Here is a 14,827-nt window from a genome sequence, read left to right on the forward strand (position 1 = left end):
CGCCCTGCTCAGGCCGCCGCGAGCGCGTGGCGCAGCGCGGCCAGCACCGGTGCGCCGTCCGGCCGCACACCGCGCCAGATGAAGAACGATTCGGCCGCCTGCTCGACCAGCATCCCGAGCCCGTCGGCCGTGCGTGCGCCGAGCGACGCCGCATGCTGCATGAACACGGTCGGCTGCGCGCCGTACATCATGTCGTACGCGAGCGTGCCGGCGCCGAACGCGGCCGCGTCGCACTCCGGCAGCGCCGCATCGAGGCTGCCGGCCGTCGCGTTGACGATCACGTCGTACGGTTCCGCGCGCACGGCGTCCGGGCCGCCGCCCGACAGCACGCAACCCGCGTCGTGCGCGGCCTGCGTGAACTGGCCGACGAGCGCCTCGGCCTTGCTCGCGGTGCGGTTCACGATCGTGATCGACAGCGGTGCGCGCTCGAGCATCGGCAGCACGACGCCGCGCGCCGCGCCGCCCGCGCCGAGCAGCAGGATGCGCGCGCCCGCGAGCGACACGCCGAGATTCAGTTCGATGTCGCGCACGAGGCCGGCGCCGTCGGTGTTGTCGCCGTGGATGCGGCCGCCCGCGTCGATGCGCAGCGTATTCACCGCACCTGCCGCAGCCGCGCGCGGCGACAGCGTGTCGGCGAGCGCGTGCGCGTCGAGCTTGAACGGTACCGTCACGTTCGCGCCGCGGCCGCCTTCGGCAACGAACGCACGCACGGCGGCCTCGAAGCCGTCGACCGGCGCGAGCCGGTGTTCGTAGACGATCGCCTCGCCCGTCTGCGCGGCGAACTGCGCGTGGATGAACGGCGACTTGCTGTGCGCCACCGGATTGCCGAACACCACGTAGCGGTCGGCGCCGCTCGTCGACGCGGCGGCGCTCACGATGCGCGTCCCTCTTCGCTTGCCGCGCTTTCCTGGCCGGTGCCGTTTGCGGCATCGCCGCCGTCGGCCGCCGCGTCGCCCGATTCGGCCAGCGCTTCGGCCTCGGTTTGCGCCGATGCGTCTTCCGCATCGACCAGCGTGTCGTCGCCGCCTTCGGCGTCATCCTCTTCGTCGGCCGCGTCGCCGCTCGTCACGGTCGGCGCGTCGAGCACGTTCAGCAGCCGCACCGACGCCTCGATCGTCAGCTCGTCGAGCGACATCACGTCGAGCAGCACGCGCGTGCCGCGCGCATGCACGCCGAGCCCCGGCACGTGCAGCAGCAGCGGGATTTCCTCGAGCCGCACGAGATCGCCCTTCACGACGCTCGCGACGACCTGCTTCCTCTGCTCCTGCGCGAGCCAGCGCAGGCACCAGAAGTACTCCATCCGGCGCTGGTAGTCGGCGTACGCGGTATAGGTGTCGTCGAAGCCCTGCACGACCGCGTAGAGATCGGCGTCCTTCGGCTTGAACGGCGCGGCCAGCTTCGCGGTCACGCCGTGCTGCACGCACGCGAGCAGCTGCCACTGGTTCACGAGGTCGACGTAGCGGCGCAGCGGCGACGTGCTCCATGCGTACTGCGCGACGCCGAGGCCTTCGTGCGGCGCGGCCGTCGTCTGCATCCGCGTGCGCTTCGGGCCCGGCGCGCCGAAACCGCGCTGCGAGCGGTAGATGCCCGGTACCGTGTGGTCGTGCAGGAACGCGCCCCACGTCGAGTTCGCGAGGATCGCGAGTTCCGACACGATCAGGTCGAGCGGCGAGCCGCGGCGGCGCGGCGTGATCGTCACGTGCTCGCCTTCGACGTAGAAGTTGTAGTCGGTGTTGCGCTGCACCTCGCGCTTCAGGCCGTAGCCCGCGCGCGCGACCTGGCGCTTCTCGAACAGCGCCTGCGCGAGCGGCCACAGTACGGCGATGTCGTCCTTGTGCGGGTAGTCGCCGGTGCCGGCCGCGAGCGTCTCTTCGGTGACGAGCTCGTCGAGCGTGTTGTGACGCAGGTTGCTCTTCACGTACACGAGTTCGGCGCGCGTCTCGTTCGCGACGATGTCCTGCGTTTCGCGGTTCACGATGATGTACAGCGACAGTGCCGGGCGATAGTCGCCCTCTTTCAGCGTGAACACGTCGACGACGTCGTCCGGCAGCATCGTGATCTTGTCGCCCGGCATGTAGACGGTCGACAGGCGCGCGCGCGCGATCGCGTCGACCGGATCGCCGCGCACGATGCCGAGCGCCGGTGCCGCGATGTGCACGCCGATCCGCACGCGGCCGTCGGCCAGGTGCTCGACCGAGAACGCGTCGTCGATTTCGGTCGTCGTGATGTCGTCGATCGAGAACGCGGCGACGTCCGCGCGCGGCAGGTCGTCCGGCAGCGGCCCGACCGTGACGGGCGGAAAGCCCGTGCCGTGCGGGAAGAATTCCGCGAGGAAGCGCGCCTCGTGCAGCGCGCGGGGCGACTCGATGCCGCCGCAGTCGAGCATCAGCCGCGCCGGCGACACGCCGCGCGCGCCGGCCGCCGCCTCGAGCGCCTTGAATTCGATCGAATTCTTGTCCGGCCGCGTCAGCAGCCCGAGCACCTTGCCCGCGAACGCCTCCGGCAGCTTGCCGGCCTTCAGTTCCTCTTCGTACTGCGCCTGGACGAGCGCCTGCTGGCGCTTGCGCTCGAGCGACGCGAGCGCCATCTTGAGCTGCTCTTCCGGCGCGCGCTGATACTGGCCGCGCCCCTTGCGGCGGAAGTACACGGGCGAGCCGTGCAGGCGCAGCACCAGCGCCGCGCGCTCGACCGGGCCGTAGGTCGCGCCGAAGTACTCGGCGGCCAGCGCCGTGTACGCGAATTCCTCGGCCGGTGCGCATTCCCACAGGAAATCGAGGTCGATCTGCTGCGCGGCCGAATCGGCTTCCTGCATCAGTTCGCTCGCGGCCGGCTTGTCGAATTCGATCAGCACGTCCTTTGCGCGCACCTTGGCCCGCCGCCCGCCGGGCAACTCGACCTGAAACGCGTCGCCCTGGCGCGACAGCACGCTGCCCGCCTTGAAACTGCCCGATTCCTCGAAGAAAACGTTCACTCAGTACTCTCGTTCAGACTGCCGGACGCCGCATCGGCGGCGCCGCATGATGATGGGAATTCGATCGGCATGACGCCGGATTCATGACGCTCTGTCGTCGCAAAAGGCGAGAACGTCGTCGACATAGTCGGCAAATTCGCTGATTCCGTGATCGCTGCCTTCGATCACGCGCGTTTTCGCGCCCGGGTAATGGGCGAGCATCTCGCGGTAGTCGAGCACTTCGTCGCCGGTCGCCGCGAACAGATAGTAGCGTTCGGGCCGCGAAATGGCCGGCACGCGCAGCGCGTCGAGCTCCTGCAGGTGACGGCGCTCGACGACGATCGACCCGCCGCCGTGCCACAGCGGCTGTTCGCCCAGATATTGCTCGAGATCGCGCTGCGGCACGATCGCCGGATTCAGCAGCACGGCCTTCCAGCCGTGCTTTTCGGCGAGCCAGGTCGCGTAGTAGCCGCCGAGCGAGCTGCCGATCACGGTCACGTCGCGCGCGCCGGCCACCTCGGCTTCCGCGACCGCGATCGCGTCCAGCGGCGACACCGACAGCGACGGGCAGCGCCACTCGTGCATACGGCCGAGCTCGGCCATCCGTGCGGCGAGCAACCGCGACTTCTGCGACTCCGGCGACGACCGGAACCCGTGCAGATAGAGGATCACGCGCGGCTCCCGAGCGCGTCGAGCAGCTTCTGGTGCACGCCGCCGAACCCGCCGTTGCTCATCACGAGCACGTGGTCGCCCGGACGCGCGGCTTCGACGACCGACTTCACCAGCAGATGGAGATCGTCGAACGCGCGGGCCTTGTCGCCGAGCGGCGCAAGCGCGTCGCCGAGATTCCAGCCGAGCGCGTCGCGCCCTGTCGGCGCGCCGTAGCCGAACACGAGATCGGCGTCGGCGAGGCTCGCCGGCAGCTGCGCCTTCATCACGCCGAGCTTCATCGTGTTCGAGCGCGGCTCGAGCACCGCGAGGATGCGGGAATTTTGCCGGCCGATGCGCGCGCGAAGGCCGGCGATCGTGGTTTCGATCGCGGTCGGATGGTGCGCGAAGTCGTCGTAGACGGTTACGCCGTCCACGCTGCCGCGCACTTCCATCCGGCGCTTCACGTTGCGGAACGATGCGAGCGATTCGGCGGCCTGCGCGGGCGGCACACCGACGTGGCGCGCGGCCGCGATCGCCGCGAGCGCGTTCATCCGGTTGTGGTCGCCCTGCACCTGCCATGCGACTTCACCGACGCGCTCGGCCTGCGAATAGACCGCGAAGCGCTCGTCGACCGGCACGCCGTCCTCGGCCGGCAGCGCCTGCCAGCCGCCGTCGACGCCGAACCGCTCGACTTCGCTCCAGCAGCCGCGCGCGAGCACGCGCTCGAGCGCGTCGGAACGGCCGTTCGTGACGATCCGTCCGACGCCCGGCACGGTACGCACGAGATGATGGAATTGCGTTTCGATCGCGGCGAGATCCGGGAAGATGTCGGCGTGATCGAATTCGAGATTGTTGAGCACCGCGGTGCGCGGCCGGTAGTGGACGAACTTCGAGCGCTTGTCGAAGAACGCCGTGTCGTATTCGTCGGCCTCGATCACGAAGAAGCTCGAATCGGTCAGCCGCGCCGACACGCCGAAGTTCAGCGGCACGCCGCCGATCAGGAAGCCCGGGTTCAGGCCCGCGTCTTCCAGCAGCCACGCGAGCATCGACGACGTGGTCGTCTTGCCGTGCGTACCCGCGACCGCGAGCACCCACTTGCCGGCCAGCACGTGTTCGCCGAGCCATTGCGGGCCGGACACGTACGGCAGGCCGCGATCGAGGATCGCCTCCATCAGCGGGTTGCCGCGCGTGACGACGTTGCCGATCACGAACAGGTCGGGCTTCAGGTCGATCTGCTCGGCGCCGTAGCCCTCGATCAGCGTGATGCCCTGCGCCTCGAGCTGCGTGCTCATCGGCGGATAGACGCCCGCGTCGCAACCCGTCACCGTGTGGCCCGCCTCGCGCGCGAGCACGGCGAGACCGCCCATGAAGGTGCCGCAGATGCCAAGAATGTGGATGTGCATAGATGAATGCTTTCGCGCCGCCGGGCGCCGTCGATTCGGAAAGGAAGGTCCGCGGCGCGCCGGACGGGCCGCCCGGCCAACGACTTTCGCCGCGACACAAAGACCGTCATTGTAACTGACGCCCCGCTGTGCCCGGCGGCCCGAACGACCGATCCGGATGCCGCGCGGCGCGACCGGCGGCACCCGCCGCAGCGCGTTCGGCCGCGGCGGCGATCGAGTATGATTGCCGGATCATGTCTCGCAAACCCCTTGTCGACCCGCGGCGCGCCCGCGAGGAAATCGCCCAGTCCGCCGCCCGCCTGATCGCGGAGGACGGCCTCGATTACGCCAGCGCGAAGCGCAAGGCCGCGCGCCAGCTGTTCGGCGATTCGCGCGTTGCCGGCGAATGGCTGCCGGATAACGACCTGATCGAGGAAGAACTGCGCGAGTACCTCGCGCTGTTCCAGAGCGACACGCAGCCCGACGAGCTGCGCCGCCTGCGCGAGATCGCGCTCGACTGGATGCGCCGGCTCGCCGAGTTCAATCCGTATGTGACGGGCGCCGTGCTGAACGGCACCGCGAACGCGCATTCGGACATCCATTTGCAGATATTCACCGACAACCCGAAGGACGTTGCGATCTACCTGCTGAACCAGAACGTTCAGTACGACGTGTCCGAGACGCGGCATTTCGCCGGTCGCGCCGACGTCGAGACGCTCAGCTTCCTGTGGCGCCCGCGGCGCGACGTCGACGCGATCGGCATTCACGTCGCGCTGTACGCGAGCGACGACCTGCGCGGCGCGGTCAAGGCCGATGCCCGCGGCCGGGTCGCCCGTGCGGACACCGCCGCATTGCGCGCGCTGATCGAAGCCGGCAACGCTCCTTCCGAACCGGAATGATTCAACGATGACGATGAAACGCATGTTGGCGGTCGCGGTGGTCGCGGCCGCCGCCGTCGCCGGCGGGCTCGCCGCCGGCCACTGGTTCCGTGGCGGCAGCGCCGACGACGGCGTCGCGGTCGCCGCGCCTGCCGCGCAGGGCAACCCGGTCGAACAGCTGTGGGCCGCGTCGCTCACCGGCGTCGACGGCAAGCCGGCGTCGCTCGCCTCCTTCAAGGGCCAGAAGGTCGTGGTCAACTTCTGGGCGTCGTGGTGCGGTCCGTGCGTCGAGGAAATGCCGGAGCTCGTCGCGCTGTCGCATCAATACAAGCAAAAAGGCATCCGCTTCATCGGGATCGGCGTCGATTCCGACCAGAACGTGAAGAATTTCCTGCAGAAGGTGAAGGTCGACTACCCCGTTTTCGTCAGCGGATATGCGGGCGCCGATCTGGCCCGTAATTTCGGCAACACGGCCGGCGCGCTGCCGTTTACGGTCGTGATCGACGAAACCGGCAAGATCCGCGAGACAAAATTGGGCCAAATCCAGCCGGCCGAGCTGAAAAAGACGCTCGACGCGCTGTGATCGTTCCGGACGGCCGTCCGCACGTTGCCGACCATTTGTGCGTCGATCGCGGCAATTTCACGTGAATTCGCCGATACTTTGGATTCGCACCGGTAATTCTTGCAGGTCGCGCGCACTCGGCCGTTCGGCAAAACTAGACAAATTTCTCTAAATAGCGCTAAAGTTCGCGCAATTCCGCAGAAATAGAAGCGACCATGACACGATTGCTGGTGTTGCACGGCCCCAACCTGAACCTTCTCGGCACCCGGGAACCGGAGGTGTACGGCCGCGTCACGCTCGCGCAGATCGATCAGGCGCTTGCCGCACGGGCGCAGGAAGCCGGCGCCGAACTGTCGTCGTTCCAGAGCAACCATGAAGGCGCGCTGGTCGACCGCATCCAGGCGGCGCGGGAGGAACGGACCGATTTCATCCTGATCAATCCCGCCGCATATACGCACACGAGCGTCGCGATCCGGGACGCGCTCGCCGGCGTCGGCATCCCGTTCGTCGAGATTCATTTGTCGAACGTGCACCGCCGCGAAGCGTTCAGGCACCACTCCTACTTTTCCGACCAGGCCGAAGGCGTGATCTGCGGGCTCGGCTGGAAAGGCTATCTGTACGCGCTCGAGTACGCGCTGGACAAGCTGCAAGGCGCGTCGCGCGGCTGATTTCGCGATCTAGATTCAGCGCCGGTCCCACCGGCGCTTTCACGTATTGAAAGGGGAATTCCCGATGGATCTTCGTAAGCTGAAAACTCTGATCGACCTCGTTTCCGAATCCGGCATCTCCGAGCTGGAAGTGACGGAAGGCGAAGGCAAGGTGCGTATCGTCAAGAACGCGCCGCCGGTCTATGTCCAGCCGACGGGCGGATTTGCCCCGCAGGTCAGCGCACCGGCTCCGTCGGTCGCGCTGCCGGCCGAAGGCGCGGCAGCCGCGCCGGCGGCAGGCGCCGCTGCGGCGCCCGCCGCGCCGCAAGGCCACGTCGTGACGTCGCCGATGGTCGGCACGTTCTACCGCGCGCCGTCGCCGGGCGCGGACCCGTTCGTCCAGGTCGGCGATTCGGTCAAGGAAGGCCAGACCATCTGCATCATCGAAGCGATGAAGCTGCTCAACGAGATCGAGTCGGACAAAGCCGGCGTGATCAAGGAAATCCTCGTCGAGAACGGCCAGGCCGTCGAATACGGCCAGCCGCTTTTCGTGATCGGCTAAATCCGCCGCGCGGCCTGCCAGGCCGCGCGCCGCCGATGCTCGCCAGGCGCCGTTCGCGCGCCCCTCGAAGAGACGAATATTCGCTATGTTTGAAAAAATCCTCATTGCCAACCGCGGTGAAATCGCGCTGCGCATCCAGCGCGCGTGCCGCGAGCTGGGCGTCAAGACGGTGGTCGTCTACTCGGAAGCCGACAAGGAAGCCAAGTACGTGCGCCTCGCGGACGAAGCCGTCTGTATCGGCCCGGCCCCGTCGAACCTGAGTTACCTGAACATGCCGGCGCTGATCAGCGCCGCGGAAGTCACCGATGCCGAGGCGATCCACCCCGGCTACGGCTTCCTGTCGGAGAACGCCGACTTCGCGGAACGCGTCGAGCAGTCGGGCTTCACGTTTATCGGCCCGCGTCCGGAAACGATCCGGATGATGGGCGACAAGGTCACCGCGAAGCAGACGATGATCAAGACCGGCGTGCCGTGCGTGCCGGGTTCGGAAGGCGCGTTGCCGGAAGATCCGAAGGAGATCGTGAAGATTGCGCGCACGATCGGCTATCCGGTCATCATCAAGGCAGCGGGCGGCGGCGGCGGGCGCGGGATGCGTGTCGTGCACACCGAGGCCGCGCTCGTCAACGCGGTCAACATGACCCGCGAGGAAGCCGGCCGCGCATTCGGCAACCCGCAGGTGTACATGGAGAAGTTCCTCGAGAACCCGCGCCACATCGAAATCCAGGTGCTGTCGGATGCGCACAAGAACGCGATCTGGCTCGGCGAGCGCGACTGCTCGATGCAGCGCCGCCACCAGAAGGTGATCGAGGAAGCGCCGGCGCCCGGCATTCCGCGCCGCCTGATCGAGCGCATCGGCGACCGCTGCGCGGACGCGTGCAAGAAGATGGGCTACCTCGGCGCGGGCACGTTCGAATTCCTGTACGAGAACAACGAGTTCTACTTCATCGAAATGAACACGCGCGTGCAGGTCGAGCACCCGGTGTCGGAGATGATCACGGGCGTCGACATCGTGCAGGAACAGATCCGCATCGCGGCCGGCGAGAAGCTCGCGCTGCGCCAGCGCGACATCCAGTTCCGCGGACATGCGATCGAATGCCGGATCAACGCTGAAGATCCGTTCAAGTTCACGCCGTCGCCGGGCCGGATCACGTCGTGGCATACGCCGGGCGGCCCCGGCGTGCGCGTCGACTCGCATGCCTACAATGGCTATTTCGTGCCGCCGAACTATGATTCGATGATCGGCAAGCTGATCACCTACGGCGCGACGCGCGACCAGGCGATCCGCCGGATGCGCATCGCGCTGTCGGAAATGGTCGTCGAAGGGATCCAGACCAACATCCCGCTGCATCGCGAGCTGATGATCGACTCGAAGTTCGTCGAAGGCGGCACCAGCATCCATTACCTCGAACACCGGCTCGCGCAGAAGCAGCAGGTCGCACCGGAAGAAGCGTAAGCATGAGCTATCGCGAACTCGTCGTCGAACTGGCCCGTGAGCATGCGGAGGCGCTGTCCGACGCGCTGCTCGATCTCGGCGCGCTGTCGGTGTCGGTCGAAGACGCCGACGCCGACACGCCCGACGAACAGCCGCTCTTCGGCGAGCCGGGCCTCGTGCCCGAACGCACCGCGTGGCAGCACTCGCGCGTGATCGCACTGCTGTCGCCCGATCACGAGCCGGCCGTGCTGCTCGCGGCCGCGGCCAACGAGATCGGCATCGCCGATACGCCGAAGTTCGACGTTCGCGAAGTCGAGGAGCAGGACTGGGTGCGGCTCACGCAGTCGCAGTTCGAGCCGATTCCGATCGGCGAACGGATCTGGGTCGTGCCGTCATGGCACGATGCGCCCGATCCCGACGCGCTGATCCTCGAGCTCGATCCGGGCCTCGCGTTCGGCACCGGCAGCCACCCCACCACGCGCCTGTGCATGGAATGGCTCGAGCAGTCGGTGAAGCCCGGCCAGTCGGTGCTCGACTACGGCTGCGGCTCGGGCATTCTCGCGATCCTCGCGCAGAAATGCGGGGCGAACCCCGTGGTCGGCATCGACATCGATCCGCAGGCAGTCGAATCGGCGCGGCAGAACAGCGAACGCAACCATGCGGAAGTCACGTACGGGCTGCCCGACGCGTGCCCGGCCGGCGAGTTCGACATCGTCGTCGCGAACATCCTGTCGAATCCGCTGAAGCTGATGGCGTCGATGCTCGCGTCGAAGGTGAAACCGGGCGGGCGCATCGCGCTGTCGGGCGTGCTCGCGCGCCAGGCGGACGAAGTCGCGGCCGTCTATGCGCGCTACGTCGACATCTCGGTCTGGCGCGAACACGAAGGTTGGGTATGCCTCGCCGGAACGCGGCGCGAAAGCCATTAGAATAGCGCTGTCCTTCACTCTGGCCAGCAGGCCGCCCGGCTCGACATGCTTCTTGCAACGCGCTGCCCTCATTGCGAAACCGTCTTCCGGCTGCAGCAGGAGCAGCTGTCGCTGCATGACGGGCTCGTGCGCTGCGGACACTGCCAGCAGGTCTTCAACGCATCGCAGTCGCTCGTGCCGGAACCGGCGCAGCGGCCCGAACCGGCGCTGACCGAAACGGCGGCCGCCGGGCCGCAGCACGGCGCGGCGCCCGCGCGGCTCTTCACCACCGACGCACCGGCCGAGCCGGCCGCCGGCACCGACTACAAGCCCGACGGCTGGGACATGTGGGCGCCGTGGCTCGACGCCGGCGTCGATCCGTCCCTGCAGCACAACGTGCAGACGGTGCGCATCGAGCCGCTGATTCCGCTCGCGCTGCCGTCGACGGAGGCCGGTGTCGTTCATCTGTCCGGCACGCCCGCGCCGATCGCGTCGGGCCCGGCCGAACTGCATGCCGACATCGCGCGACCGGTGGAACCGGATGCGGCGCGCCACGACGTCGACGAACCATTGACGCCGCCCGCCGAACCGGACCTGCGCGAACCGTTCACGCCGCCTGCCCAATCCGGCCTGCGCGAACCGCTGACGCCGCCGGCCGAACCCGACCTGCGCGAACCGCGCTTCGTCGCGCACGAGCCAGCCGTCGAACGCGCTGCGGCGGAATCGGCGGAACCGGTCGGCAACGCGCGGTTCGCCGTGCCTGACGACGAGCACGCACCGCGCGAACCGCGCTTCGCGTTCCGGCCGGTGCAAGCCGAGCCCGAACCCGAAGCCCAGGCTGAATCCGTACCCGACACGCACGCCGGCGAACGCGCGACCGCACCGGCTGCGGCCGCCAGCGCCCCTGACGCGCAACGGGCCGTCCAACCGGCCGTCCAGCCGGCCCCCTTCCCCGCCGCCCTGACCGACGACGACCGCCCGCCGTTCGCCGTCACGCGCGAAACGCGCGCGCCGCAGCGGCGCGGGATGCTCGGCGGCTTTTTCGGCGGGCTCGTCGCGGCCGCGCTCGCGGTGCTGCTGGTCGCGCAACTCGCGTGGTGGCAGCGCGAGTCCGTGATGATCTACTGGCCCGTCACGCAGGGCTGGTTCCGGCACGCGTGCGCGCCGCTCGGCTGCACGGTGACGCCGCCGCGCGCGATCGACGGCCTGCGGCTCGACGCGACCGACCTGCGGCAGGTCGACGGCCCGCGCGTGCTGGAGCTGAAGGTGCCGCTGACGAACCGCTACCGCGTCCCGCTCGCGTACCCGTCGCTCGAGCTGACGCTCCTCGACGACACGAATCACGTGACCGTGCGCCGCGTGCTCGCGCCGCGCGACTACGTGCGCCCGGGCACGCCGATCGACGCCGGGCTGCCGCCCGGCACGACGCAGACGATGGTCGTGCGTCTCGACACGAACGGCGCGCCGGCGTCGAATTTCCGCGTCCAGATCTTCTATCCGTGACGCCCCGCGGCGCGCGCATGCGCGCCGTCTCAACCCGCGCGCCGCAGCGGCGCGCTATTTCGGAGCACGAACATGAGCAAAGTTACGCTGGGTGGCAACCCGATCGATCTCGCCGGCACGTTCCCGGCCGTCGGCTCGCAAGCCCCCGACTTCAAGCTGGTCGGCAAGGATCTCGCCGATTTGACGCTCGCCAGCTTCGCCGGCAAGCGCAAGGTGCTGAACATCGTCCCGAGCCTCGACACGCCGACCTGCGCGACGTCGACCCGCAAGTTCAACGAAGCCGCGTCGTCGCTCGACAACACCGTCGTGATCGTCGTGTCCGGCGACCTGCCGTTCGCCGCCACGCGCTTCTGCACGACCGAAGGCCTCGCGAACGTCGTGACGGCCTCGACGTTCCGCGGCGGCCGCGCGTTCGCGAACGCATACGGCGTCGACGTGACGAGCGGCCCGCTGAACGGCCTGACGGCCCGCGCGGTCGTCGTGCTCGACGCGCAGGACAAGGTGATCCACACGGAACTCGTCAGCGAGATCAAGGACGAGCCGAACTACGACGCAGCGCTCGCCGCACTGAAGTAACCCGCTGCCGCCCGGCCCAGCCGCGCGAGGCCCGATGGCCTGCGCGCGCGGCCCGGGCGGCCGCTTCCCTTTGCTCTCTACAGGAACGCACGCCTTGACTACGCTGATTTGCGGCTCGCTCGCCTACGACAACATCATGACCTTCGAAGGCCGGTTTCGCGAGCACATCCTGCCCGACCAGGTTCACCTTCTGAACGTGAGCTTCCTCGTGCCGACGATGCGTCGCGAATTCGGCGGTTGCGCGGGGAACATCGCTTACGCGCTGCACATGCTCGGCGGCGACGCGCGCATCATGGCGACGGTCGGCGCGAACGATGCCGACCGCTATCTCGAGCGTCTCGACAGCCTCGGCATTTCGAAGGCCAGCGTGCGCGTGGTGCCCGACACGCACACCGCGCAGGCGATGATCACGACCGATCTCGAGAACAACCAGATCACCGCGTTCCACCCGGGCGCGATGATGCAGTCGCACCTGAACCGCGCGGACGAAGTGCCGGGCGTGAAGCTCGGCATCGTCGCGCCGGACGGCTTCGACGGGATGGTCCAGCACGCCGAGCAATTCGCGAAGGCCGGCATCCCGTTCATCTTCGATCCGGGCCAGGGCCTGCCGCTGTTCGACGGCGCGACGCTGCGCCGCATCATTGAACTCGCGACCTTCGTCGCGGTCAACGACTACGAGGGCAAGCTCGTCAGCGACAAGACGGGCTGGTCCGAACAGGAAATCGCCAGCCGGGTTCAGGCGTTGATCATTACGCGCGGCGAGCACGGCGCTACCATTCTTCACAAAAACGGCGAAGAACAGATTCCGGTCGTGCAAGCAGAGCGTGTCGTCGATCCGACCGGTTGCGGCGACGCGTTCCGGGGCGGCCTGCTGTACGGCATCGAGAACGGCCTCGACTGGGCAACCACGGGCCGCCTCGCGAGCCTGATGGGCTCGATCAAGATTGCCCACCAGGGGCCTCAAACTTACGCATTGACGCGCGCCGACATCGACGCGCGCTTCGAGGCTGCCTTCGGGTACAGTCTCAAATGATTATTGTGGGAGAGCAAAGATGTTGACCAAAAAAACCCTCACGCTCGCGGCCATGCTGACGGCCACGCTCACGCTCGCCGGCTGCTTCACCGCGCCGGGTTCGGCGGATGTCTATAGCGTCGGCCAGGCGCAGCGCGAACAGACGGTCCGCATGGGCACGGTCGAAAGCGTCCGCGCGGTGCGCATCCAGTCCGACGGCGGCGGCAGCGCGATCGGCACGCTCGGTGGCGGCGCGCTCGGCGCAGTCGCGGGCAGCGCGATCGGCGGCGGCAAGGGGTCGATCCTGACGGCCATCGCGGGCGGCCTCGTCGGCGCGGTCGCGGGCAACGCGGTCGGCGAAAACCTCAGCACGGCGAACGGTGTCGAAATCACCGTGCGCCTCGACAACGGCGACCTGCGCTCGATCACGCAGGCAGCGAACGGCGAAATGTTCCGCGCCGGCGAGCGTGTACGACTGCTGTCGAGCGGCGGCGTCACGCGCGTCACGCACTAACGAGCATCCTCAGCACGCGGCGCAAGCCGCGATCGAACGCATGTGCGCAGCTGCACATGCGTTTTTTTTCGTCCGCGCCTGGCCACCGGGCCGCGCAGCGACGCATGCGGACAAAAAAAATCCCGCCACCTGAGCCAGATGGCGGGATCGATTGAGTAGCGCTACTCAACCCGCGGACACCACGTGAGTGTCCGGGTGGTACTGGTCAGCCGCGATTACGGACGGCTGCCGGTCGGGAACGGCCATGCTGCTGCCGGGTTAAGCGCGGTCTTCACGCCCGATGCCGGCGCAACCGATGCGGTCGACGCGGTGGTTGCCGGTGCAGCCTTCTTCACGACGGCCTTCTTCGGAGCAGCAGCCTTCTTCGCCGGGGCGGCAGCCTTCGGTGCAGCAGCCTTCTTCGCAGGGGCGGCCTTCTTGGCAGGCGCAGCCTTCTTCGCTGCAGCCTTCTTCGCAGGCGCGGCCTTCTTCGCTGCAGCCTTCTTCGCAGGCGCGGCCTTCTTGGCTGCAGCCTTCTTCGCCGGTGCGGCCTTCTTCGCAGCAGCCTTCTTCGCCGGTGCGGCCTTCTTGGCAGCAACCTTCTTCGTTGCGACCTTCTTGGCTGCAACCTTCTTCGCTGCGGCCTTCTTCGCCGGTGCCGCCTTCTTTGCAGCAACCTTCTTCGCTGCAACCTTCTTCGTTGCGACCTTCTTTGCCGCGACCTTCTTCGCAGCAGCCTTCTTCGCCGGTGCTGCCTTCTTCGCGGCGACCTTCTTCACCGCGACCTTCTTCGCAGCAACCTTCTTCACTGCAGCGGCCTTCTTCGCCGGAGCAGCCTTCTTCGCAACGGTCTTCTTGGCAGCGACCTTCTTAGCAGCCGGTTTTTTCTTGGCAGTAGCCATGTTGTTCTCCTTCAGGTTCAGATGAGAGTCAGTTCAAACTACACCCTTCGTCAAAACCCGCTTCCCGCGGACGCTGTTCAGCACGTGCGCTTCGAAGCGGGCTATTCATCGGCGTACGCGGATACCGCGCGCTTACGCTAATGAATACGGTATGGCGCGCGTGACCCCATGGCCTCGCGCGCCAAATCAAGTCGGTAGCCGGCGCACCTCGCGCCGCTACCCCTAATCGCTTGATCAAGCGGACCGCCACACGGCCGCCCGCTTTTTCCGGAGGGAAGTTTGCCCATCCCACTGAAGGGTTCGCAAAGTGCCGATCATGTCGTTGGGCCGTTAAGGCACCGGGCATGCTTTGCATCAGGCGTTCTTGCTCCT

Annotated in this window: 16 protein-coding genes; 10 read left to right on the forward strand and 6 right to left on the reverse strand. The window is 67.7% G+C overall.

Going from position 1 to position 14,827, the window contains the following annotated elements; all coding sequences use genetic code 11:
• Positions 1–8: 8 nt before the first annotated feature.
• The 4 genes from aroE to mpl all read right to left on the reverse strand — a co-directional run bounded on the left by aroE (position 9) and on the right by mpl (position 5,004).
• Positions 9–875: a shikimate dehydrogenase gene (aroE, locus tag Q3A80_RS08785; protein ID WP_446328664.1), complete on the reverse strand. Its 867-nt coding sequence runs from the start codon at positions 873–875 to the stop codon at positions 9–11.
• Positions 872–2,971, reverse strand: a complete 2,100-nt coding sequence (locus tag Q3A80_RS08790; RefSeq protein ID WP_446328665.1) for a ribonuclease catalytic domain-containing protein — start codon at positions 2,969–2,971, stop codon at positions 872–874. Before Q3A80_RS08790 ends, aroE begins: the two co-directional genes overlap by 4 nt.
• An 81-nt stretch (positions 2,972–3,052) precedes the next feature.
• The gene (locus Q3A80_RS08795) at positions 3,053–3,622 is read right to left on the reverse strand and encodes a YqiA/YcfP family alpha/beta fold hydrolase (RefSeq protein ID WP_446328666.1); all 570 of its coding nucleotides are present in this window, start codon (positions 3,620–3,622) and stop codon (positions 3,053–3,055) included.
• Entirely contained in the window at positions 3,619–5,004 is a 1,386-nt protein-coding gene (gene mpl / locus Q3A80_RS08800) for a UDP-N-acetylmuramate:L-alanyl-gamma-D-glutamyl-meso-diaminopimelate ligase (RefSeq protein ID WP_059689100.1), read from the reverse strand. Before mpl ends, Q3A80_RS08795 begins: the two co-directional genes overlap by 4 nt.
• A gap of 233 nt (positions 5,005–5,237) precedes the next feature.
• On the opposite strand from mpl, the gene Q3A80_RS08805 reads away from it, so the two are divergent.
• The 10 genes from Q3A80_RS08805 (at position 5,238) to Q3A80_RS08850 (ending at position 13,574) form a co-directional block, all read left to right on the forward strand.
• Entirely contained in the window at positions 5,238–5,882 is a 645-nt protein-coding gene (locus Q3A80_RS08805; RefSeq protein WP_446328667.1) for a UDP-N-acetylmuramate--alanine ligase, read from the forward strand.
• A gap of 7 nt (positions 5,883–5,889) precedes the next feature.
• The gene (locus tag Q3A80_RS08810) at positions 5,890–6,444 is read left to right on the forward strand and encodes a TlpA family protein disulfide reductase (protein WP_446328668.1); all 555 of its coding nucleotides are present in this window, start codon (positions 5,890–5,892) and stop codon (positions 6,442–6,444) included.
• Positions 6,445–6,638: 194 nt separating this feature from the next.
• On the forward strand, positions 6,639–7,091 hold the full coding sequence (gene aroQ / locus Q3A80_RS08815; RefSeq protein WP_446328669.1) for a type II 3-dehydroquinate dehydratase: 453 nt from the start codon (positions 6,639–6,641) through the stop codon (positions 7,089–7,091).
• Between the two features lie 64 nt (positions 7,092–7,155).
• Positions 7,156–7,632 carry an acetyl-CoA carboxylase biotin carboxyl carrier protein gene (accB, locus tag Q3A80_RS08820; protein ID WP_040143360.1) on the forward strand — a complete coding sequence of 159 codons (477 nt, stop codon included), beginning with the start codon at positions 7,156–7,158 and terminating at the stop codon, positions 7,630–7,632.
• A gap of 85 nt (positions 7,633–7,717) precedes the next feature.
• Positions 7,718–9,085: an acetyl-CoA carboxylase biotin carboxylase subunit gene (accC, locus tag Q3A80_RS08825; protein ID WP_446328670.1), complete on the forward strand. Its 1,368-nt coding sequence runs from the start codon at positions 7,718–7,720 to the stop codon at positions 9,083–9,085.
• Positions 9,086–9,087: 2 nt separating this feature from the next.
• Complete coding sequence (gene prmA / locus Q3A80_RS08830; protein WP_446328671.1) at positions 9,088–9,990, forward strand: 50S ribosomal protein L11 methyltransferase; 903 nt, start codon at positions 9,088–9,090, stop codon at positions 9,988–9,990.
• Positions 9,991–10,035: 45 nt separating this feature from the next.
• A complete protein-coding gene (locus Q3A80_RS08835) occupies positions 10,036–11,472 on the forward strand; it encodes a DUF3426 domain-containing protein (RefSeq protein WP_446328672.1) in 1,437 nt (478 codons plus the stop codon).
• 72 nt (positions 11,473–11,544) lie between these two features.
• Positions 11,545–12,048, forward strand: coding sequence for a thiol peroxidase (tpx, locus tag Q3A80_RS08840; protein WP_446328673.1), 504 nt, complete (start codon positions 11,545–11,547; stop codon positions 12,046–12,048).
• 94 nt (positions 12,049–12,142) lie between these two features.
• Positions 12,143–13,081, forward strand: a complete 939-nt coding sequence (locus tag Q3A80_RS08845) for a carbohydrate kinase family protein (protein WP_446328674.1) — start codon at positions 12,143–12,145, stop codon at positions 13,079–13,081.
• A 19-nt stretch (positions 13,082–13,100) separates the two neighbouring features.
• Positions 13,101–13,574, forward strand: a complete 474-nt coding sequence (locus tag Q3A80_RS08850) for a glycine zipper 2TM domain-containing protein (protein ID WP_446328675.1) — start codon at positions 13,101–13,103, stop codon at positions 13,572–13,574.
• 215 nt (positions 13,575–13,789) lie between these two features.
• Here Q3A80_RS08850 and Q3A80_RS08855 read toward each other — a convergent pair whose 3' ends face one another.
• Both Q3A80_RS08855 and Q3A80_RS08860 read right to left on the reverse strand, forming a co-directional pair.
• Positions 13,790–14,455 (reverse strand): histone H1-like DNA-binding protein, encoded by a 666-nt coding sequence (locus Q3A80_RS08855; RefSeq protein WP_446328676.1) that lies wholly within the window; start codon positions 14,453–14,455, stop codon positions 13,790–13,792.
• 28 nt (positions 14,456–14,483) lie between these two features.
• The gene (locus Q3A80_RS08860) at positions 14,484–14,810 is read right to left on the reverse strand and encodes a hypothetical protein (RefSeq protein ID WP_446328677.1); all 327 of its coding nucleotides are present in this window, start codon (positions 14,808–14,810) and stop codon (positions 14,484–14,486) included.
• Between the last annotated feature and the right edge of the window lie 17 nt (positions 14,811–14,827).

It is taken from the genome of Burkholderia sp. SR8 (assembly GCF_052851275.1).